This window comes from Micromonospora sp. NPDC004336 (assembly GCF_053602615.1).
The window spans coordinates 18,742-37,539 of sequence record NZ_JBSGDY010000021.1; the positions used below are offsets into that span (position 1 = coordinate 18,742).

At 68.7% G+C, this 18,798-nt stretch carries 25 protein-coding genes; all 25 read right to left on the bottom strand.

All coding sequences use genetic code 11. The annotated features are described in order from the left end of the window. Positions 1-12: 12 nt before the first annotated feature. On the bottom strand, positions 13-402 hold the full coding sequence (gene rplR / locus ACWENR_RS07510) for a 50S ribosomal protein L18 (RefSeq protein WP_452276210.1): 390 nt from the start codon (positions 400-402) through the stop codon (positions 13-15). Between the two features lie 52 nt (positions 403-454). Next, on the bottom strand, positions 455-997 hold the full coding sequence (rplF, locus tag ACWENR_RS07515; protein ID WP_350711533.1) for a 50S ribosomal protein L6: 543 nt from the start codon (positions 995-997) through the stop codon (positions 455-457). A 16-nt stretch (positions 998-1,013) separates the two neighbouring features. Continuing rightward, positions 1,014-1,421, bottom strand: coding sequence for a 30S ribosomal protein S8 (gene rpsH, locus ACWENR_RS07520; RefSeq protein ID WP_013288624.1), 408 nt, complete (start codon positions 1,419-1,421; stop codon positions 1,014-1,016). Between the two features lie 73 nt (positions 1,422-1,494). Further along, positions 1,495-1,680, bottom strand: a complete 186-nt coding sequence (locus ACWENR_RS07525) for a type Z 30S ribosomal protein S14 (RefSeq protein ID WP_007465272.1) — start codon at positions 1,678-1,680, stop codon at positions 1,495-1,497. 1 nt (position 1,681) lies between these two features. Next, complete coding sequence (gene rplE / locus ACWENR_RS07530; protein WP_073834925.1) at positions 1,682-2,251, bottom strand: 50S ribosomal protein L5; 570 nt, start codon at positions 2,249-2,251, stop codon at positions 1,682-1,684. Further along, positions 2,251-2,571, bottom strand: a complete 321-nt coding sequence (gene rplX, locus ACWENR_RS07535; RefSeq protein ID WP_013288626.1) for a 50S ribosomal protein L24 — start codon at positions 2,569-2,571, stop codon at positions 2,251-2,253. The genes rplE and rplX overlap by 1 nt, the downstream gene beginning before the upstream one ends. Continuing rightward, positions 2,568-2,936 carry a 50S ribosomal protein L14 gene (gene rplN / locus ACWENR_RS07540; protein ID WP_007073026.1) on the bottom strand — a complete coding sequence of 123 codons (369 nt, stop codon included), beginning with the start codon at positions 2,934-2,936 and terminating at the stop codon, positions 2,568-2,570. Before rplN ends, rplX begins: the two co-directional genes overlap by 4 nt. Before the next feature lie 97 nt (positions 2,937-3,033). Continuing rightward, the gene (gene rpsQ, locus ACWENR_RS07545; RefSeq protein ID WP_088998356.1) at positions 3,034-3,309 is read right to left on the bottom strand and encodes a 30S ribosomal protein S17; all 276 of its coding nucleotides are present in this window, start codon (positions 3,307-3,309) and stop codon (positions 3,034-3,036) included. Beyond that, entirely contained in the window at positions 3,306-3,542 is a 237-nt protein-coding gene (gene rpmC, locus ACWENR_RS07550) for a 50S ribosomal protein L29 (protein WP_013288628.1), read from the bottom strand. The genes rpsQ and rpmC overlap by 4 nt, the downstream gene beginning before the upstream one ends. Continuing rightward, the gene (gene rplP / locus ACWENR_RS07555; RefSeq protein ID WP_007465292.1) at positions 3,542-3,967 is read right to left on the bottom strand and encodes a 50S ribosomal protein L16; all 426 of its coding nucleotides are present in this window, start codon (positions 3,965-3,967) and stop codon (positions 3,542-3,544) included. The genes rpmC and rplP overlap by 1 nt, the downstream gene beginning before the upstream one ends. Before the next feature lie 3 nt (positions 3,968-3,970). Beyond that, positions 3,971-4,825 carry a 30S ribosomal protein S3 gene (gene rpsC, locus ACWENR_RS07560; RefSeq protein ID WP_452276211.1) on the bottom strand — a complete coding sequence of 285 codons (855 nt, stop codon included), beginning with the start codon at positions 4,823-4,825 and terminating at the stop codon, positions 3,971-3,973. Beyond that, on the bottom strand, positions 4,825-5,283 hold the full coding sequence (rplV, locus tag ACWENR_RS07565) for a 50S ribosomal protein L22 (RefSeq protein WP_091102565.1): 459 nt from the start codon (positions 5,281-5,283) through the stop codon (positions 4,825-4,827). Before rplV ends, rpsC begins: the two co-directional genes overlap by 1 nt. Before the next feature lie 40 nt (positions 5,284-5,323). Then, a complete protein-coding gene (rpsS, locus tag ACWENR_RS07570; RefSeq protein WP_007073032.1) occupies positions 5,324-5,605 on the bottom strand; it encodes a 30S ribosomal protein S19 in 282 nt (93 codons plus the stop codon). Positions 5,606-5,617: 12 nt separating this feature from the next. Next, the gene (gene rplB, locus ACWENR_RS07575; protein WP_091570064.1) at positions 5,618-6,457 is read right to left on the bottom strand and encodes a 50S ribosomal protein L2; all 840 of its coding nucleotides are present in this window, start codon (positions 6,455-6,457) and stop codon (positions 5,618-5,620) included. Positions 6,458-6,469: 12 nt separating this feature from the next. Beyond that, complete coding sequence (gene rplW, locus ACWENR_RS07580; RefSeq protein ID WP_091079396.1) at positions 6,470-6,772, bottom strand: 50S ribosomal protein L23; 303 nt, start codon at positions 6,770-6,772, stop codon at positions 6,470-6,472. After that, positions 6,769-7,419, bottom strand: a complete 651-nt coding sequence (rplD, locus tag ACWENR_RS07585) for a 50S ribosomal protein L4 (RefSeq protein WP_452276212.1) — start codon at positions 7,417-7,419, stop codon at positions 6,769-6,771. The genes rplW and rplD overlap by 4 nt, the downstream gene beginning before the upstream one ends. Continuing rightward, entirely contained in the window at positions 7,416-8,081 is a 666-nt protein-coding gene (gene rplC, locus ACWENR_RS07590) for a 50S ribosomal protein L3 (RefSeq protein ID WP_452276213.1), read from the bottom strand. The genes rplD and rplC overlap by 4 nt, the downstream gene beginning before the upstream one ends. Positions 8,082-8,092: 11 nt before the next feature. Then, positions 8,093-8,401, bottom strand: a complete 309-nt coding sequence (gene rpsJ / locus ACWENR_RS07595) for a 30S ribosomal protein S10 (protein WP_007073037.1) — start codon at positions 8,399-8,401, stop codon at positions 8,093-8,095. A gap of 350 nt (positions 8,402-8,751) precedes the next feature. Then, positions 8,752-9,945, bottom strand: a complete 1,194-nt coding sequence (gene tuf, locus ACWENR_RS07600) for an elongation factor Tu (RefSeq protein WP_452276214.1) — start codon at positions 9,943-9,945, stop codon at positions 8,752-8,754. A gap of 221 nt (positions 9,946-10,166) precedes the next feature. Continuing rightward, complete coding sequence (fusA, locus tag ACWENR_RS07605) at positions 10,167-12,263, bottom strand: elongation factor G (RefSeq protein ID WP_452276215.1); 2,097 nt, start codon at positions 12,261-12,263, stop codon at positions 10,167-10,169. Between the two features lie 75 nt (positions 12,264-12,338). Further along, a complete protein-coding gene (gene rpsG, locus ACWENR_RS07610) occupies positions 12,339-12,809 on the bottom strand; it encodes a 30S ribosomal protein S7 (RefSeq protein WP_013735957.1) in 471 nt (156 codons plus the stop codon). A 1-nt stretch (position 12,810) separates the two neighbouring features. After that, complete coding sequence (rpsL, locus tag ACWENR_RS07615) at positions 12,811-13,185, bottom strand: 30S ribosomal protein S12 (protein ID WP_014440718.1); 375 nt, start codon at positions 13,183-13,185, stop codon at positions 12,811-12,813. Positions 13,186-13,691: 506 nt separating this feature from the next. Continuing rightward, complete coding sequence (locus ACWENR_RS07620; protein ID WP_452276216.1) at positions 13,692-14,039, bottom strand: hypothetical protein; 348 nt, start codon at positions 14,037-14,039, stop codon at positions 13,692-13,694. A 378-nt stretch (positions 14,040-14,417) separates the two neighbouring features. Next, positions 14,418-14,789 (bottom strand): hypothetical protein, encoded by a 372-nt coding sequence (locus ACWENR_RS07625; protein WP_452276217.1) that lies wholly within the window; start codon positions 14,787-14,789, stop codon positions 14,418-14,420. 98 nt (positions 14,790-14,887) lie between these two features. After that, positions 14,888-18,775 carry a DNA-directed RNA polymerase subunit beta' gene (locus ACWENR_RS07630; RefSeq protein ID WP_452276218.1) on the bottom strand — a complete coding sequence of 1,296 codons (3,888 nt, stop codon included), beginning with the start codon at positions 18,773-18,775 and terminating at the stop codon, positions 14,888-14,890. Positions 18,776-18,798: the final 23 nt, after the last annotated feature.

Sequence of the window (18,798 nt, forward strand, 5' to 3'; positions counted from 1 at the left end):
GTGACGGGGTTTCTAGAACTCGAGCCCGGCTTCGCGGGCGGCGTCGGCAAGCGCGGCGACCCGCCCCGCGTACCGGTTGCCACCGCGGTCGAAGACGACCTTGGAGATGCCGGCGGCCTTGGCCCGCTCGGCGAGCAGGGCGCCGACCTTGCCGGCCAGGGCGCTCTTGTCGCCCTCCGAACCGCGCAGCGAAGCCTCCAGGGTCGAGGCCGACGCCAGGGTGTGACCCTTGGTGTCGTCCACGATCTGGGCGACGATGTGCCGCAGGGAACGGGTGACCACGAGGCGGGGGCGCTCGGCGGTGCCGCTGATGTTCTTGCGGACCCGGAAGTGCCGGCGCGCACGCCCGACGGCACGCTTGGCGGCGACGCCGCGGCGGCGCTTGAGCAGCGTGGCGCTCACTTCTTACCTGCCTTTCCAGCCTTGGCCTTGCAGGGGCGGATGACCTCGCCCATTACTTCTTACCTGCCTTACCGGCCTTGCGGCGGATGACCTCGCCCTGGTACTTCACGCCCTTGCCCTTGTAGGGCTCCGGCGGGCGGATCTTCCGGATGTTGGCGGCAACCTCGCCGACCAGCTGCTTGTCGATGCCGGCCACGTGGAACAGCGTCGGCTTCTCCACCGTGAAGGTGATGCCATCCGGCGCCGGCACCAGCACCGGGTGCGAGAACCCGAGCGCGAACTCCAGGTCCTTGCCCTTGGCGGTGACGCGGTAACCGGTACCGGCGATCTCCAGGCTCTTGCGGTAGCCCTCGGTGACGCCGACGATCATGTTGGCGACCAGGGTACGGCTCAGGCCGTGCAGCTCCTTGGCCTTGCGCTCGTCGTTCGGGCGGTTGACGTTCAGCTGCCCGTCCTCGGCCCGGTCGATCGTGATCGGCTCGGCCAGCGTGTGCGAGAGCTCGCCCTTCGGGCCCTTGACCTTGACGGTCTGCCCGTCGATCGTGATGTCGACGCCGGCTGGCACCGGGATCGACTTACGTCCAATACGCGACATTTCTACCTGTCTCCCGTTACCAGACGAAGGCGAGGACTTCCCCGCCAACGCTCCGCTTGCGGGCCTGCCGGTCGGTGAGCAGCCCCTGGGACGTCGAAATGATCGCCACGCCCAGCCCGCCGAGCACCCGCGGGAGCCCGTCCGACTTGGCGTAAACCCGCAGACCGGGCTTGGACACTCGCTTGATGCCGGCCAGGCTCCGCTCGCGGTTCTGGCCGTACTTCAGCTCGACGACCAGTCGCTTGCCGACGGCGCCCTCCTCGGGCTCCTCGACCGACCAGGTGGCGATGTAACCCTCGGCCTTGAGGACCTCGGCGATGTTCGCCTTGATCTTCGAGTAGGGCATCGTCACCCGGTCGTGGTACGCCTGGTTGGCGTTACGCAGACGCGTGAGCATGTCTGCGATCGGGTCGGTCATCGTCATGGAATTCGTCAGCCTTTCTCGCCGGGGTTCCCGGGGCGGTGAGCCCCGGGCCTACGGCGAAGAGCAATAGCTATTACCAGGAAGCCTTGGACACGCCGGGCAGCTCACCGCGGTGGGCCATCTCCCGGATGCACACCCGGCAGAGACCGAACTTGCGGTAGACCGCCTTCGGACGCCCGCACCGCTGGCAGCGGGTGTAAGCGCGAACCGAGAACTTCGGCTTCGCGGCCGCCTTGATGATCAGCGCCTTCTTGGCCATCTCAGTTCTCCTTGAACGGGAAGCCCAGGAGCTTGAGCAGCGCCCGGCCCTCGTCGTCGGTCGTGGCGGTCGTGACCACCGTGATGTCCATGCCCCGCTGCCGATCGATCTTGTCCTGGTCGATCTCGTGGAACACCGACTGCTCGGTCAGACCGAACGTGTAGTTGCCGTGCCCGTCGAGCTTGCGCCCGTCCAGACCGCGGAAGTCGCGGATACGCGGCAGCGCGATCGACAGCAGCCGGTCCAGGAACTCCCACATCCGGTCGCCGCGGAGGGTCACCTTCGCGCCGATCGGCATGCCCTCGCGGAGCTTGAACTGCGCGATGGACTTGGTCGCCCGCCGCACCTGCGGCTTCTGGCCGGTGATGGTGGCCAGGTCCCGGACCGCGCCGTCGATCAGCTTGGCGTCCCGGGCGGCCTCGCCGACACCCATGTTGACGACGATCTTGACCAACCGCGGCACCTGCATGGGGTTGCCGTAGTTGTGCTGCTTCTGCAGCTCGGCCACGATCTCGTTGCGGTACCGCTCCTTGAGGCGCGGCATGGTCTTGGTTTCGGTAGCCGTGGTCATCACAGGTCCTTACCGGTGCTACGCGCGATGCGGACCTTCTGGCCGTTGTCGTCGATCCGGTAACCGACGCGGGTCGGCTTGCCGTCGGAGTCCAGGACCATCACGTTCGAGACGTGGATCGGGGCCTCCTGGGTGACGATGCCACCGGTCTTGGCGCCACGCTGGGTGGTGCTGATGCGGGTGTGCTTCTTGACCCGGTTCACGCCCTCGACCAGGACCTTGTCCTGCCGCGGGTAGGCCGCGATGACCTTGCCCTTGGCACCCTTGTCCTTGCCGGCGATGACGACGACCGTGTCGCCCTTCTTGACCTTCACGGTCACAACACCTCCGGCGCGAGAGAGATGATCTTCATGAACCGCTTGTCCCGCAGCTCCCGGCCCACCGGGCCGAAGATACGGGTACCGCGCGGGTCCCCGCCGTCCTTGATGATGACGGCGGCGTTCTCGTCGAAGCGGATGTACGAACCGTCCGGCCGCCGCTTCTCCTTGGCGGTGCGAACGACGACGGCCTTGACGACGTCGCCCTTCTTCACACCGGCACCCGGGATCGCGTCCTTGACGGTGGCCACGATGACGTCGCCGATGCTCGCGTAGCGCCGACCGGAGCCACCGAGAACCCGGATGCACAGGATCTCCCGAGCACCCGTGTTGTCGGCGACGCGCAGTCGCGACTCCTGCTGAATCACGTCTATCTCCTATGTCTGCCGGTTCTCCGGCCGCGCGAGGCGGCCGGAGCCTGGCGGAACCCGCGCCCGACTGACGCCGGGCGAGCTTGAGCCTTCGCTACTTGGCCTTTTCCAGGATCTCCACGAGCCGCCACCGCTTCGTGGCGGACAGCGGCCGGGTCTCCATGATCAGGACCCGGTCGCCGATGCCGGCGGTGTTCTGCTCGTCGTGCACCTTCAGCTTGCTGGTACGGCGCATGATCTTGCCGTACAGCGCGTGCTTGACCCGGTCCTCGACCTCGACGACGACGGTCTTTTCCATCTTGTCGCTGACCACGAGGCCCTCACGCACCTTGCGGCGGGCCCGCGCGGCGGCGGTGGTGTTCTCGCTCATGATGCAGTCACCTCAGTCGGCGCGGCCGAGAGACCCAGCTCGCGCTCACGCATGATCGTGTAGATCCGGGCGATCTCCCGACGGATGACCTGCAGCCGCCGGTTGTTGTCCAGCTGCCCGGTTGCGGCCTGCACGCGGAGGTTGAACAGCTCCGCCTTGGCCTCACGCAGCTTCGTGACCAGCTCCTCCTCGGAGAGCTCACGCAGCTCGGAAGGCTTGACGCCCGCTGCCATCAGGATTCACCCACTTCGCGCGTAACAATGCGGCACTTCATCGGGAGCTTGTGGATCGCGCGACGCATCGCCTCTCGCGCGATCTGCTCGTTGGGGAAGGACATCTCGAAGAGAACCCGCCCCGGCTTCACGTTGGCGACCCACCACTCGGGCGAACCCTTACCGGAACCCATCCGGGTCTCGGCCGGCTTCTTGGTGAGGGCCTGGTCCGGGAAGATCGTGATCCAGACCTTGCCGCCACGCTTGATGTGGCGGGTCATCGCGATACGCGCCGACTCGATCTGGCGGTTGGTCACGTACGCCGGCTCGAGAGCCTGGATCCCGAACTCGCCGAACACCACCCGGTTACCACCCTTGGACGCGCCACTGCGGTCCGGGTGGTGCGGCTTGCGGAAGCCCTTCGGGGGCTTGCGCGGCATCAGCATCTGTCAGCCCTCCTGCTGCGTTTCTGCCGCGGCGGAGACGGCGGCGGGATCCACCGCGTCACCACTCGGCGTCTCGGCCTGCTGCGCGATGGTGGTCGCGGCGGCCCGGCCGGCCTCGGTGCCGCCGGCGGTCGTGCCGGACGAGCCGGACCGACCACGGCGCGGCCGCTCGGGGCGGTCGCCGCGCTCACGGCGCGGGCGCGACGGAGCCTCGGTCGGGGTCTCCCGACCCGGCACCGCGTCGCCCTTGTAGATCCAGACCTTCACGCCGATCCGGCCGAAGGTGGTACGGGCCTCGAAGAAGCCGTACTCGATGTTGGCCCGCAGCGTGTGCAGCGGGACCCGACCCTCGCGGTAGAACTCGGTCCGGCTCATCTCGGCGCCGCCGAGACGGCCCGAGACCTGGACCCGGATGCCCTTGCAGACCGGGTTCTTCATCGCGGACTGCATGGCCTTGCGCATCGCCCGACGGAAGCTGACCCGGCTGGACAGCTGCTCGGCGACGCCCTGGGCGACGAGCTGCGCGTCCGACTCGGGGCTCTTCACCTCGATGATGTTCAGCTGGACCTGCTTGCCGGTCAGCTTCTCGAGCTCGCCGCGGATCCGGTCGGCCTCCGCACCCTTACGGCCGATGACGATGCCCGGCCGGGCGGTGTGGATGTCGACGCGGACCCGGTCCCGGGTGCGCTCGATGTCGACCTTGGAGATGCCGGCGCGCTCGAGGCCCTTGGACATCATGCGGCGGATCTTGACGTCCTCGCCGATGTAGTCCTTGTAGAGCTTGTCCGCGAACCAGCGGGACTTCCAGTCGGTCGAGATGCCGAGCCGGAACCCGTGCGGGTGAACCTTCTGACCCATTACTCGGCGCCCTCCGTCTTGCTCTGCGTCTCAGCCGGCTCCGCCTGCTTCGCCGGGGCCGCCTTCTTCGCCGCGGCCTTCTTCGGCGCGGCCGGCGCCACGGCCTCGACCGCGACGGTGATGTGGCAGGTGCGCTTGCGGATCCGGTACGCCCGGCCCTGCGCCCGCGGCTGGAACCGCTTCATGGTCGGGCCCTCGTCCACGTACGCCTCGCTGACGAGCAGCGCGTCGGGGTCCAGCCGCTCGTTGTTCTCCGCGTTGGCGATCGCGCTCGCGAGCACCTTGTAAACCTGCTCGCTCGCAGCCTGCGGCGCGAACTGCAGCACCGTGAGCGCCTCCTTCGCGGGCAGGCCGCGGACGAGGTTGACCACCCGGCGCGCCTTCATCGGCGAGATGCGCACGTGCCGCGCAACCGCCCGCGCGCCCGGAAGCACCGGAGCGTCGCCCTTTCCTGGCATCGCTGTAACCCCTTGTTCCTCTATCCGTATGCCCGCGGCGTCAGCGCCGACGGCTCTTCCGGTCGTCCTTCTCGTGACCCTTGAACGTGCGGGTCAGCGCGAACTCGCCGAGCTTGTGCCCGACCATCGCCTCGGTCACGAACACCGGGACGTGCTTGCGTCCGTCGTGCACGGCGATCGTGTGACCCAGCATCTCCGGGATGATCGTCGAGCGCCGCGACCAGGTCTTGATGACGTTCTTCGAGCCCTTGTCGTTCTGCGTCTCCACCTTCTTGAGCAGGTGGTCGTCGACGAACGGGCCCTTCTTCAGGCTGCGAGGCATGTCTTATCTCCCTCAGCCGCGCTTACGCGTGGCGTAGCGGCGGCGGACGATCAGCCGGTCACTCGGCTGGCCCTTACGACGGGTGCGGCCCTCGGGCTTACCCTGCGGGTTGACCGGGTGGCGACCGCCGGAGGTCTTACCCTCACCACCACCGTGCGGGTGGTCGACCGGGTTCATCGCGACACCACGGACGGTCGGGCGCTTGCCCTTCCACCGCATGCGGCCGGCCTTACCCCAGTTGATGTTCGACTGGTCGGCGTTGCCGATCTCGCCGATGCTGGCGCGGCAGCGCACGTCCACCCGCCGGATCTCACCGGACGGCATGCGCAGGGTCGCGTACGCGCCCTCGCGGCCGAGCAGCTGGATGCCGACGCCGGCCGAGCGGGCCAGCTTGGCGCCGCCGCCCGGACGCAGCTCCACGTTGTGGATCGTGGTACCGACCGGGATGTTGCGCAGCGGCAGGTTGTTGCCCGGCTTGATGTCGGCGCCCGGACCGGACTCGACGGCGTCGCCCTGCTTCAGGTCCTTCGGCGCGAGGATGTAGCGCTTCTCGCCGTCGGCGTAGTGCAGCAGCGCGATGCGCGCGGTGCGGTTCGGGTCGTACTCGATGTGAGCGACCTTCGCCGGCACGCCGTCCTTGTCGACCCGCTTGAAGTCGATCAGACGGTACTGACGCTTGTGACCGCCACCGTGGTGCCGCGTGGTGATCCGGCCGTGGGCGTTGCGTCCGCCCTTCTTCGGCAGCGGAGCCAGCAGGGACTTCTCGGGCGTCGACCGGGTGATCTCGGCGAAGTCGGCGACGCTCGAGCCACGCCGGCCCGGCGTCGTCGGCTTGTACTTACGGATAGCCATTGTCTACACCCCTCAGCTGACCGGGCCGCCGAAGGCCTCGATACGGTCACCGTCAGCCAGCTTCACCATCGCCCGCTTGGTGTCCTTGCGCTTGCCGAACCCGGTGCGGGTCCGCTTGCGCTTGCCCTCGCGGTTGAGCGTGTTCACCGTCAGGACGCGGACGTCGAAGATCTGCTGGATAGCGATCTTGATCTCGGTCTTGTTCGCGTCCGGGTGCACCAGGAAGGTGTACCAGTTGCGGTTCAGCTCGCTGTAGCTCTTCTCCGAGACGACCGGCGCCACGATGATGTCGCGCGGGTCGGCGATCGTGCTCACTTGCCACCCTCCTCGGTGGTCTCGGCGGGAACACCCAGGAACTCGTCCAGGGCGTCCTTGGTGAAGACCACGTCGTCGGCCACCAGCACGTCGTACGTGTTGAGCTGGCCGGCCTCGATCAGGTGCACCCGCGGCTCGTTGCGCAGCGACACCCAGTTCAGCTCGTCGGTGCTGCTCAGCACGACCAGGACCCGACGGGCCTCGGTCAGCTTGGCCAGCGTGGCCAGAGCGGCCTTCGTCGACGGCTTCTCGCCCGAGACGAACGCCTCGACGACGTGCACCTGCCCGGCGCGGGCCCGGTCCGACAGGGCGCCACGCAGGGCGGCGGCCTTCATCTTCTTCGGGGTGCGCTGGCTGTAGTCGCGCGGCACGGGACCGTGCACCACGCCACCGCCGGCGAACTGCGGAGCGCGGATCGAGCCCTGACGGGCGCGACCGGTGCCCTTCTGCTTGTACGGCTTCTTGCCGCCGCCGGCGACCTCGCCGCGGGTCTTGGTCTTGTGCGTGCCCTGCCGGGCCGCCGCGAGCTGGGCCACCACGACCTGGTGCATCAGCGCGACGTTGGCCTGGACGTCGAAGATGTCGGCGGGCAGCTCGACGGAGCCGCTCTTGGTGCCTTCGACGGTGAGGACGTCAACGGTGGTCACTTGGCCACACCGCCCTTCTTCACCTTGGTCTTGGCCGCGGTGCGGACCAGGACCAGCGCGCCCTTCGGGCCGGGAATGGCGCCGCGGACGAGCAGGAGGTTGTTCTCGGTGTCGACCGCCTGGACGGTCAGGTTCTGGACGGTGTAGCGCACGCCACCCATCCGGCCCGCCATCCGGGTGCCCTTGAAGACGCGACCCGGGGTGGCGCAGGCGCCGATGGAGCCCGGCGAGCGGTGCTTGCGCTCGACACCGTGGCTGGCACGCAGACCGTGGAAGCCGTGCCGCTTCATCGGGCCGGCGTAGCCCTTGCCCTTGGTCTTGCCGGTCACGTCGATCGAGACGCCGGCCGGGAACTCCTCGACCGTGATCTCCTGGCCGAGCGAGTAGTCCGCCGCGTCGGCGGTGCGCAGCTCGACGATGTGCCGGCGCGGCGCGACGTCGGCCTTCGCGTAGTGCCCGCTGATCGGCTTCTTGACCTTGCGCGGGTCGATCGTGCCGTACGCCAGCTGGACCGCGGAGTAACCGTCCTTCTCGGCGCTACGAACCTGGCTGATGACGCACGGGCCGGCCTGAACCACGGTCACCGGGACAACACGGTTGTTGTCCCAGACCTGGGTCATGCCGAGCTTTGCGCCCAGGATCCCCTTGACTTGCCTGTCCATTTGTCCGGTCCCTACAGCTTGATCTCGATGTCGACGCCAGCCGGCAGGTCGAGGCGCATGAGCGAGTCGACCGTCTTCGGGGTCGGGTCGATGATGTCGATCAGCCGCTTGTGCGTGCGCATCTCGAAGTGCTCGCGCGAGTCCTTGTACTTGTGCGGCGAGCGGATAACGCAGAAACGGTTGATCTCCGTGGGCAGCGGCACCGGGCCCGCGACCTGCGCCCCGGTACGCGTCACCGTCTCGACGATCTTCCGAGCCGAGGAGTCGACGACCTCGTGGTCATAGGCCTTGAGCCGGATGCGGATCTTCTGTCCCGCCATGGTGGCTTCTGTTCCTTCTCTCGATGCCGCTGTGTTGCGGGCGCCTGTACCGGCTGGTACAGGCCCTCTTCGCCGACCCCCGCGGTCGGGCGTGTCGCGCTCCCGGGCCAGGCTCCGCCCCGGGACTCCGGAGCGATACTGACCGCGCGGTGGGTCAAGGCGCCGATCGCACTACCGCGACCTGAACGCCGTGCGAGGGTGGTTGGCGGACGCGCCGCCAACCACCCTACGCCCGACTGTCCTACAGCCCGGCGGTTCAGCGAAGGCCGAACACGGGCAGCGAACTGTCGTTACGCAACCTGACTAGTATGCCGCACGACAGGCGGCGGGTCTAATCGGGGTTACCTAGCTCACTTGATGATCTTGGTGACGAACCCGGCGCCGACGGTGCGGCCACCCTCGCGGATCGCGAACTTGAGGTTCTCCTCCATGGCGATGGGCTGGATCAGCTTCACCGTCATGGTGGTGTTGTCACCCGGCATGACCATCTCGGTGCCCTCGGGGAGCGTGACGACACCGGTGACGTCCGTGGTCCGGAAGTAGAACTGCGGACGGTAGTTCTGGAAGAACGGGGTGTGCCGGCCGCCCTCCTCCTTGGAGAGGATGTAGACCGTCGCCTCGAACTCCGTGTGCGGGGTCGTGGTGCCCGGCTTGATGACGACCATGCCGCGCTCGACGTCCTCGCGCTTGATGCCACGCAGCAGCAGACCGACGTTCTCGCCCGCGCGGGCCTCGTCGAGCAGCTTGCGGAACATCTCGATGCCGGTGCAGGTGGTCTTCATCGACTTCTCGCGGATGCCGACGATCTCCACCTCCTCGTTCGGCTTGAGAACGCCGCGCTCCGCGCGACCGGTGACGACCGTGCCACGACCGGTGATCGTGAAGACGTCCTCGATCGGCATCAGGAACGGCTTGTCGGTCTCGCGCTCCGGCTGCGGGATCGCGGTGTCGACAGCGGTCATCAGGTCCAGCAGCTTCGCGGTCCACTCGGGGTCACCCTCGAGGGCCTTCAGCGCCGAGACCCGGACGACCGGCAGGTCGTCACCCGGGTACTCCTGCGACGAGAGCAGCTCGCGGACCTCGAGCTCGACGAGCTCCAGGAGCTCCTCGTCGTCGACCATGTCGCTCTTGTTGAGCGCCACGACGATGTACGGCACGCCGACCTGGCGGGCCAGCAGCACGTGCTCGCGGGTCTGCGGCATCGGGCCGTCGGTCGCCGCGACCACCAGGATCGCGCCGTCCATCTGCGCGGCACCGGTGATCATGTTCTTGATGTAGTCGGCGTGACCGGGGCAGTCGACGTGCGCGTAGTGCCGCGCCTCGGTCTGGTACTCGACGTGCGCGATGGAGATCGTGATGCCGCGGGCCTTCTCCTCCGGCGCCTTGTCGATCTCGTCGAACGGCGTGTACGGGTTGAGGTCCGGGTACTTGTCGTGCAGGACCTTGGTGATGGCCGCCGTCAGCGTCGTCTTACCGTGGTCGATGTGACCAATGGTGCCGATGTTGACGTGCGGCTTAGTCCGCTCGAACTTCGCCTTCGCCACTGGTGTCCTCCTGTGGACTTCTTGGTTCGTTCGCCCCGGCGCGCCGGTCGGCGCTTAGGACTCTGTCGACAGCCTTTCCGGCCTGACGGCCGGAGAGCCATTGTGGGTTCTGCGGCGATGAAGCCTACAGGCCCGGATTCACACAATCCGACCGAGGTGGCCGCGGGCGGGATGCCCCTCCCGCGACCAGCCCCGGGTCACCGGATCAGCTCAGGCGAGCGTCACTCACCCGTCGCCTTGGCGATGATCTCCTTCGCGACCGAGGCCGGAACCTCGGCGTAGGAGTCGAACTGCATGCTGTAGCTAGCCCGGCCCTGGGTCTTCGACCGCAGGTCGCCGACGTAGCCGAACATCTCCGACAGCGGCACCAGAGCCCGGACGACGCGGGCGCCGCTGCGCTCCTCCATCGCCTGGATGATGCCACGGCGGGAGTTGAGGTCGCCGATGACGTCACCCATGTTCTCCTCAGGAGTGGTGACCTCAACGGCCATCATCGGCTCGAGCAGCGCGGGGTCGGCCTTGCGGGCCGCCTCCTTCATCGCCATCGAGCCGGCGATCTTGAATGCCATTTCCGACGAGTCGACCTCGTGGTACTGGCCGTCCACCAGGGTGAGCTTGACGCCCACCAGGGGGAAGCCGGCGAGGATGCCGTACTGCATCGCGTCCTGGGCACCCGCGTCCACCGACGGGATGAACTCCCGGGGGATGCGGCCACCGGTGACGGCGTTGGCGAACTCGTAGGTCGGGGCGTCGTTGCCCAGCGGCAGCGGCTCCAGGCTGATGATCACCCGGGCGTACTGGCCGGAACCACCGGTCTGCTTCTTGTGGGTGTACTCGACCTTCTCCACCTTGCGGCGGATGGTCTCGCGGTATGCCACCTGCGGCTTGCCGATGTTGGCCTCGACGTTGAACTCGCGGCGCATCCGGTCGACCAGGATGTCCAGGTGCAGCTCGCCCATGCCGGAGATGACCGTCTGACCGGTCTGGTCGTCCAGCTTGACGCGGAAGGTCGGGTCCTCCTCGGCCAGCCGCTGGATGGCGGTGCTGAGCTTCTCCTGGTCGGCCTTGGTCTTCGGCTCGATGGCAACCTCGATGACCGGCTCCGGGAAGGTCATCGACTCCAGGATGACCGGGTTCGCCGGGTCGCACAGGGTGTCGCCGGTGGTGGTCTGCTTGAGACCCTGCACCGCGATGATGTCACCGGCCTGGGCCGAGCTGCGCTCTTCCCGCTTGTTGGCGTGCATCTGGTAGATCTTGCCGATGCGCTCCTTGCGGTCCTTGGTGGAGTTGACCACCTGGGAGCCGGACTCGAGCGTGCCGGAGTAGATCCGGACGTAGGTGAGCTTGCCGAGGTGCTTGTCCGTCTGGATCTTGAAGGCGAGGCCCGAGAACGGCTCCGACTTCGCCGGCTTGCGCTGCATCGGGGTCTCGCCGTCGACGGCCGTGCCCTCGATCGCCGGGATGTCCAGCGGCGACGGCAGGTACGCGACGACCGCGTCCAGCATCGGCTGGATGCCCTTGTTCTTGAAGGCGGTACCGGTGAGGACCGGGTTGGCCTTGCCGGCGATGGTGGCCCGACGGATGGCGGCCTTGATCTCCTCGACGGAGATCTCCTCGCCCTCCAGGTACTTCTCCATCACCGCGTCGTCGACGTCGGCCAGGGTCTCCATGAGCTTCTCGCGCCACTCGGCGGCGGAGTCGGCGAGGTCGGCCGGGATCTCCTCGACCGCGTAGTCCTCACCCTTCTGGGTCTCGCCGCGCCAGGTGAGCGCCCGCATCTCGACCAGGTCGACGACGCCGATGAAGTCGGACTCGGCGCCGATCGGGATCTGGAGCACCAGCGGGGTGGCGTTGAGCCGGTCGATCATCATCTGCACGCAGCGGAAGAAGTCGGCGCCGGTCCGGTCGAGCTTGTTGACGAAGCACATCCGGGGGACGTTGTACTTGTCCGCCTGCCGCCAGACGTTCTCCGTCTGCGGCTCCACGCCGGCGACGCCGTCGTAGACCGCGACCGCGCCGTCCAGCACCCGCAGCGACCGCTCGACCTCGACCGTGAAGTCGACGTGGCCGGGCGTGTCGATGATCTGGATCGTGTGGCCCTTCCACTCACACTTGGTAGCAGCGGAGGTGATGGTGATACCACGCTCCTGCTCCTGCTCCATCCAGTCCATGACGGCACCGCCCTCGTGGACCTCACCGATCTTGTACGTGATGCCGGTGTAGAACAGGATCCGCTCGGTGGTGGTGGTCTTACCGGCATCGATGTGGGCCATGATGCCGATGTTGCGTACGTTGGCGAGCGCGTCTGCGGCGGCCACTTCAATCCCTACTTATCGTCGTCTCGACACAACTGGTGGCGGTTCCGGCGCCGCGAGGGCGCCGGAACCAGGGTGTTACCAGCGGTAGTGCGCGAAGGCCTTGTTGGACTCGGCCATCTTGTGCGTGTCCTCGCGCCGCTTGACGGCGGCACCGAGGCCGTTGCTCGCGTCCAGCAGCTCGTTCATCAGCCGCTCGACCATGGTCTTCTCGCGACGAGCGCGGGAGTAGGTGACCAGCCAACGCAGGCCCAGGGTGGTCGCCCGGGCGGGGCGGACCTCGACCGGGACCTGGTAGGTGGCGCCACCGACGCGGCGGCTGCGCACCTCCAGGGTCGGCTTGACGTTGTCCATCGCCCGCTTGAGGGTGACGACCGGGTCGGTGCCGGACTTCTCGCGGCAGCCCTCGAGGGCCGCGTAGACGATGCGCTCGGCGAGCTGACGCTTACCGCGCAGGAGGATCTTGTTCACCAGCTGGGTGACCAACGGCGAGTTGTACACCGGGTCAGCGACCAGCGGCTTCCGCGGAGCGGGTCCCTTACGCGGCATGTCAGCTCTTCTCCTTCTTCGCGCCGTAACGGCTGCGCGCCTGCTTGCGGTTGCGGACACCCTGGGTGTCCAGCGAGCCGCGGACGATCTTGTAACGCACGCCGGGGAGGTCCTTCACACGACCGCCGCGGACGAGCACGATCGAGTGCTCCTGCAGGTTGTGGCCGACGCCCGGGATGTAGGCGGTCACCTCGATCTGGCTGCTGAGCTTGACACGAGCGACCTTGCGCAGCGCCGAGTTCGGCTTCTTCGGGGTGGTGGTGTACACGCGGGTGCACACGCCGCGCCGCTGAGGGGAACCCTTCAACGCCGGGGTCTTGGTCTTACTCGTCTTCGCCTGGCGGCCCTTTCGGACCAGCTGCTGGATCGTGGGCACCGGGTTTCTCCGCTCCCTTCGACCGCCGGGTGGCGGCCGCGTCGTCTGCCGTAGCCGGCCTGATGACCGGCTCTCCTACATTCCGACCAGGGCCGCCTCGCGGCGGTCCCGGCACCCGCGGTCGGGCGTGTCGCCCAGATCACGGTCCCGGCGCCGACGCTCACGCGTGTCGACCGGGGTCTTTCGCCGGCACACGGCAGGCCGCGTACCGGGTCTTTGGCTTTGTCGTGCTCCCACGGGATCTCCGGCTCGCCGGATCCAGCGCACGCACGAGTTGCCCGGGCTTGCCCGGGCACAAGGGGAAAGAGTACCTACCACAACCGCACAGGTCAAAACGGAGCGGCCGGCGTAGCGTCTCACCGCCCGCCGATCGAACCCGTCGCGCCCGCCCGCCGTGATGGGCACCTACGGTCACAAGTGTACCGGCTCTCCCCCGGGCCGGCCCGTCGACCCCGCGCCGGGTCCGCCGGCGCCCGCGGGGCGCACGCCCCGCGCGCCGGCGCGCGTCACGCCAGCGCCACCAGCAACGCCAGCCCCAGGCCGAGCAGGCTGAGCAGCAGGCCCGCGCCGCCGCAGCTCACCCCGGCCACCGCCAGCCCCCGGCCGGTGAACCGGACCGCGGGCGGTGGCGCCCCCCGCCGGATCTGCCGCAGCCCGAGCAGGCCCGCGGCGACCGCGCCCGCCCCCGCCAGCACGCCCAGCACCGTGAAGGCGCCGGCGGCCCACGCGCCGCCCATGGCCGCCACCGCGCCGAAGCAGATCACCAGCAGCGCGACGAGGATGGAGACGATCCCCGCCACCAGGGAGCCGACGGCGAGGCCAGAGGTGACCGGCGGCACGTCGAGGTGCACCACGCCGAAGGGCGTACCGGCGACGGCCTCGACCCGCTTCGGCGGCCGGGCCCGCTCCCTCGACGGCGGCGGAGGCGCCGCCGGCGGGGCGGCCGGACCCCAACCGGGCCCCGGACCGACGGGTGGGCTCCAGCCCGGGGCGGCGGGGGCGGGCGGGGCGCCCGCGTCGGGTCGTGCCCACTCCCCCACGCCCGGCGGCGCGGGGGCCGGGTTCGCGGCGGGAGGCGCCGCGGGTTCGCTGCCCGGGTGGCGCGCCGGTTCCGTCACGGGTCCTCCTGTCGACTTCCTCGGCGTCCACCGCCGCGCGACGGACACCGGGTCAGGCTACCGCCGGCGGCCGGGCGCCCCGCCCCGGGCGGGACCGGCCGGGCGGGCGGGCGTTCAGTCCACGTTCGGCGCGAAGTCCTGCCCGTAGGGGGTGTCGGCGAGGCGGACCACCCCGATCACCACCGCGGCCACCACGGTGACCGCGACCAGGACCAGGCCCGTCCAGGCCAGCCGCTCCCCCTGGCGCAGCCAGGCGGCGCCGGTCAGGAAGCCGCCCGAGGCGTACGCCTCGCGGCGCGCCTGCCGGGCGAGCTGGAGCGCCACCGTGGCGGGCACCACGCCGCCGATGAAGAGTCCGGTCAGCGCGCCGATCAGCCCCAGCGCGAAGACCGCCTTCGCCTTGGTGGCCCGGGCCGGGTCCGGGTCGAGCGGGTGGCGCGGCGACACCGGCGGGGCGACGGGCGCCTGCCCGGGTGCGGTCGTCATGCCCACCATCATGCCCCGGCAGCACCGGCCCGGGCCGGCCGAACCCCCGGACGCGACGAGGCCCCCGGCGGGTGCCGGGGGCCTCGTCGTCGTGCTGCCTAGCGGTACGACCCGAAGTCGAAGTCGTCCAGCGGAACCGCCTGGCCGCTGGCCGGCCCGAAGCCGTAGTCGGTCTCCGGGTAGCCGGTCATCGAGTAGACCTTGGCCTTCGCCTCCTCGGTCGGCTCGACCCGGACGTTGCGGTACTTGCTGATGCCCGTACCGGCCGGGATGAGCTTACCGATGATCACGTTCTCCTTGAGGCCGACGAGCGAGTCGCTGCGCGAGTTGATCGCCGCGTCGGTCAGCACCCGGGTGGTCTCCTGGAAGGAGGCCGCCGAGAGCCAGGAGTCGGTGGCCAGCGAGGCCTTGGTGATACCCATCAGCACCGGGCGACCGGCGGCGGGCTCGCCACCCTCGGAGACGAGTCGGCGGTTCTCCGACTCGAACAGCGCCCGGTCGACCAGCACGCCCGGCAGGAACTCGGTCGAGCCGGAGTCGATGACCGTCACCCGCTTGAGCATCTGGCGGATGATGATCTCGATGTGCTTGTCGTGGATCAGCACACCCTGCGAGCGGTAGACCTCCTGGACCTCACTGGTCAGGTGGACCTGGACCGCCCGCGGACCCATGATCCGCAGCAGCTCGTGCGGGTCGATGGTGCCCTCGGTGAGCTTCTCGCCGACCGCGACGTGACCGCCGTCGTGGGTCCGCAGCCGGACCCGCTTGGAGATCTTGTCGTAGACGATCTCGTCGCTGCCGTCGTCCGGCACCACGATGATCTTCCGCGAACGCTCGCCGTCCTCGATCCGGATCCGACCCGGGGTGTCGGCGATGGGCGCCTTGCCCTTCGGCACCCGGGCCTCGAAGATCTCCTGGACACGGGGCAGACCCTGGGTGATGTCCTCACCCGCGACACCACCGGTGTGGAAGGTACGCATCGTCAGCTGCGTGCCCGGCTCACCGATCGACTGGGCGGCGATGATGCCGACCGCCTCGCCGACGTCCACCGTCTTGCCGGTCGGCAGCGAGCGGCCGTAGCACGCACCGCAGACGCCCAGCTTCGACTCGCAGGTGAGCACGCTGCGCACCCGGACCGTCTCCACCCCGGCGGCGACGATCTTGTCGACCAGGATGGAGTTGATGTCCTGGCCCCGCTCGGCGACGACGGTGCCGTCCGGCCCCTTGATGTCGTCGGCCAGCGTCCGGGCGTGCACGCTGGTCTCGGCGTGCTCGTGCACGACCAGCCTGCCGTCGAGCCGCTCACCGATCTGCATCGGGATGGCGCGGTCGGTGCCGCAGTCCTCCTCGCGGATGATGACGTCCTGCGAGACGTCCACCAGACGACGGGTCAGGTAACCCGAGTCGGCGGTACGCAGGGCGGTGTCCGCGAGACCCTTCCGGGCGCCGTGCGTGGAGATGAAGTACTCCAGTACGGACAGACCCTCCCGGTAGCTGGCCTTGATGGGCCGCGGGATGATCTCACCCTTCGGGTTGGCCACCAGACCACGGATCGCCGCGATCTGCCGGAGCTGGAGCAGGTTACCGCGGGCACCCGAGTTGATCATCTTCCACAGCGGGTTCTCCTGCGGCAGCGCGGTGTCCATCTCCTTGGCGACCTCGTTGGTCGCCTTGGTCCAGATCTCGATGAGCTCGCCGCGGCGCTCCTCGGCGGTCATCAGACCACGCTGGTACTGCTTGTCGATCCGGTCGGCTTCCTTCTCGTACCGCTCCAGGATCTCCCGCTTGCGCGGCGGAGCGATGACGTCCTCCATGCCGATCGTCACGCCGGACCAGGTGGCCCAGTGGAAACCGGCCTCCTTGAGCCCGTCCAGGGTGGCCGCGAGGGCCACCTTGGGGAAGCGCTCGGCGAGGTCGTTGACGATCGCGGAGAGCTGACCCTTGCGGATCTCGTAGTTCACGAAGCGGTAGCCCTGCGGCAGCGTCTCGTTGAACAGCACCCGGCCGAGGGTGGTCTCCACGGTCAGCGGGTCGCCCTCGACCCAGCCCTCCGGGGCGGTCCACGGCTCGGCGCCGGCGCCGTTGTCGACCCCGACCACGCCACGCAGCCGGATCTTCACCGGGGCCTGCAGGTGCAGCTCGCCGTTGTCGAACGCCATCCGGGCCTCGGCGTCGGAGCTGAACGCCCGGCCCTCGCCCCGCTCGCCCTCGGTGCGGTGGGTGAGGTGGTAGAGGCCGATGACCATGTCCTGGGTGGGCATGGTGACGGGCTTGCCGTCGGCCGGCTTGAGGATGTTGTTCGACGACAGCATCAGGATCCGCGCCTCGGCCTGGGCCTCGGCGGAGAGCGGCACGTGCACCGCCATCTGGTCACCGTCGAAGTCGGCGTTGAACGCGGTGCAGACCAGCGGGTGGATCTGGATGGCCTTGCCCTCGACCAGCTGCGGCTCGAAGGCCTGGATGCCCAGTCGGTGCAGGGTCGGCGCCCGGTTCAGCAGCACCGGGTGCTCGCCGATGACCTCTTCCAGCACGTCCCACACGACCGGCCGCTGCCGCTCGACCATCCGCTTGGCGGACTTGATGTTCTGCGCGTGGTTGAGGTCCACCAGCCGCTTCATCACGAACGGCTTGAACAGCTCCAGCGCCATCTGCTTGGGCAGGCCGCACTGGTGCAGCTTGAGCTTCGGGCCGACCACGATGACCGAACGGCCGGAGTAGTCGACGCGCTTGCCCAGCAGGTTCTGGCGGAACCGGCCCTGCTTGCCCTTGAGCATGTCGGACAGCGACTTGAGCGGGCGGTTGCCCGGGCCGGTGACCGGCCGGCCGCGGCGGCCGTTGTCGAACAGCGCGTCGACGGCCTCCTGGAGCATCCGCTTCTCGTTGTTGACGATGATCTCGGGCGCGCCGAGGTCGATCAGCCGCTTGAGGCGGTTGTTCCGGTTGATCACGCGGCGGTACAGGTCGTTCAGGTCGGAGGTCGCGAAGCGGCCACCGTCGAGCTGCACCATCGGGCGCAGGTCCGGCGGGATGACCGGGACGCAGTCCAGCACCATGCCGAGCGGCGAGTTGCGGGTGTTCAGGAACGCCGCGACGACCTTGAGCCGCTTGAGCGCCCGGATCTTCCGCTGGCCCTTGCCGGAGCGGATGGTCTCGCGCAGGCTCTCGGCCTCGGCGTCGAGGTCCATGTTCTGGACCAGCGCCTTGATGGCCTCGGCGCCCATGCCGCCGGTGAAGTACTCGCCGAAGCGGTCGCGCAGCTCGCGGTAGAGCAGTTCGTCGGTGACGAGCTGCTTCGGCTCCAGCTTGCGGAAGGTGTCGAGCACCTCGTCCAGGCGGTCGATCTCGCGCTGGGCCCGGTCGCGGATCTGGCGCATCTCGCGCTCTCCGCCCTCCTTGACCTTGCGCCGCACGTCCGCCTTGGCACCCTCGGCCTCCAGCTCGGCCAGGTCGGCCTCGAGCTTGGCGGCCCGCTTCTCGATCTCCGAGTCGCGGCTGTTCTCGGCCTGCCGCTTCTCGGCCAGGATCTCGTTCTCGATCGTCGAGAGGTCGCGGTGACGCGCCTCGGCGTCCACGCTCGTCACGACGTACGAGGCGAAGTAGATGATCTTTTCGAGGTCCTTGGGGGCGAGGTCCAGCAGGTAGCCCAGCCGGCTCGGCACGCCCTTGAAGTACCAGATGTGGGTCACCGGGGCGGCGAGCTCGATGTGGCCCATGCGCTCACGGCGGACCTTCGACCGGGTCACCTCGACGCCGCAGCGCTCGCAGATGATGCCCTTGAAGCGGACCCGCTTGTACTTACCGCAGTAGCACTCCCAGTCCCGCTGCGGACCGAAGATCTTCTCGCAGAAGAGCCCGTCCTTTTCCGGCTTCAGGGTGCGGTAGTTGATCGTTTCAGGCTTCTTGACCTCGCCGTGCGACCACTGACGGATGTCGTCGGCGGTGGCGAGGCCAATGCGCAGCTCGTCGAAGAAGTTGACGTCGAGCACTATGTCCCCTATGTCGTCGTCTG

Bases quoted from the DNA above. Each gene is read 5' to 3' on its own strand.
- rpsH (WP_013288624.1), bottom strand. From the start codon at position 1,421: ATGACGATGACCGACCCGATCGCAGACATGCTCACGCGTCTGCGTAAC.
- rpsS (WP_007073032.1), bottom strand. From the start codon at position 5,605: ATGCCTCGCAGCCTGAAGAAGGGCCCGTTCGTCGACGACCACCTGCTC.
- rpsG (WP_013735957.1), bottom strand. From the start codon at position 12,809: ATGCCGCGTAAGGGACCCGCTCCGCGGAAGCCGCTGGTCGCTGACCCG.
- rplV (WP_091102565.1), bottom strand. From the start codon at position 5,283: ATGCCAGGAAAGGGCGACGCTCCGGTGCTTCCGGGCGCGCGGGCGGTT.
- rplE (WP_073834925.1), bottom strand. From the start codon at position 2,251: ATGACCACGGCTACCGAAACCAAGACCATGCCGCGCCTCAAGGAGCGG.
- rplF (WP_350711533.1), bottom strand. From the start codon at position 997: ATGTCGCGTATTGGACGTAAGTCGATCCCGGTGCCAGCCGGCGTCGAC.
- ACWENR_RS07625 (WP_452276217.1), bottom strand. From the start codon at position 14,789: ATGACGACCGCACCCGGGCAGGCGCCCGTCGCCCCGCCGGTGTCGCCG.
- rpsQ (WP_088998356.1), bottom strand. From the start codon at position 3,309: ATGAGCGAGAACACCACCGCCGCCGCGCGGGCCCGCCGCAAGGTGCGT.
- rpmC (WP_013288628.1), bottom strand. From the start codon at position 3,542: ATGGCAGCGGGCGTCAAGCCTTCCGAGCTGCGTGAGCTCTCCGAGGAG.
- rplC (WP_452276213.1), bottom strand. From the start codon at position 8,081: ATGGACAGGCAAGTCAAGGGGATCCTGGGCGCAAAGCTCGGCATGACC.
- ACWENR_RS07525 (WP_007465272.1), bottom strand. From the start codon at position 1,680: ATGGCCAAGAAGGCGCTGATCATCAAGGCGGCCGCGAAGCCGAAGTTC.
- rplP (WP_007465292.1), bottom strand. From the start codon at position 3,967: ATGCTGATGCCGCGCAAGCCCCCGAAGGGCTTCCGCAAGCCGCACCAC.
- rpsC (WP_452276211.1), bottom strand. From the start codon at position 4,825: ATGGGTCAGAAGGTTCACCCGCACGGGTTCCGGCTCGGCATCTCGACC.
- rpsJ (WP_007073037.1), bottom strand. From the start codon at position 8,401: ATGGCGGGACAGAAGATCCGCATCCGGCTCAAGGCCTATGACCACGAG.
- rplB (WP_091570064.1), bottom strand. From the start codon at position 6,457: ATGGCTATCCGTAAGTACAAGCCGACGACGCCGGGCCGGCGTGGCTCG.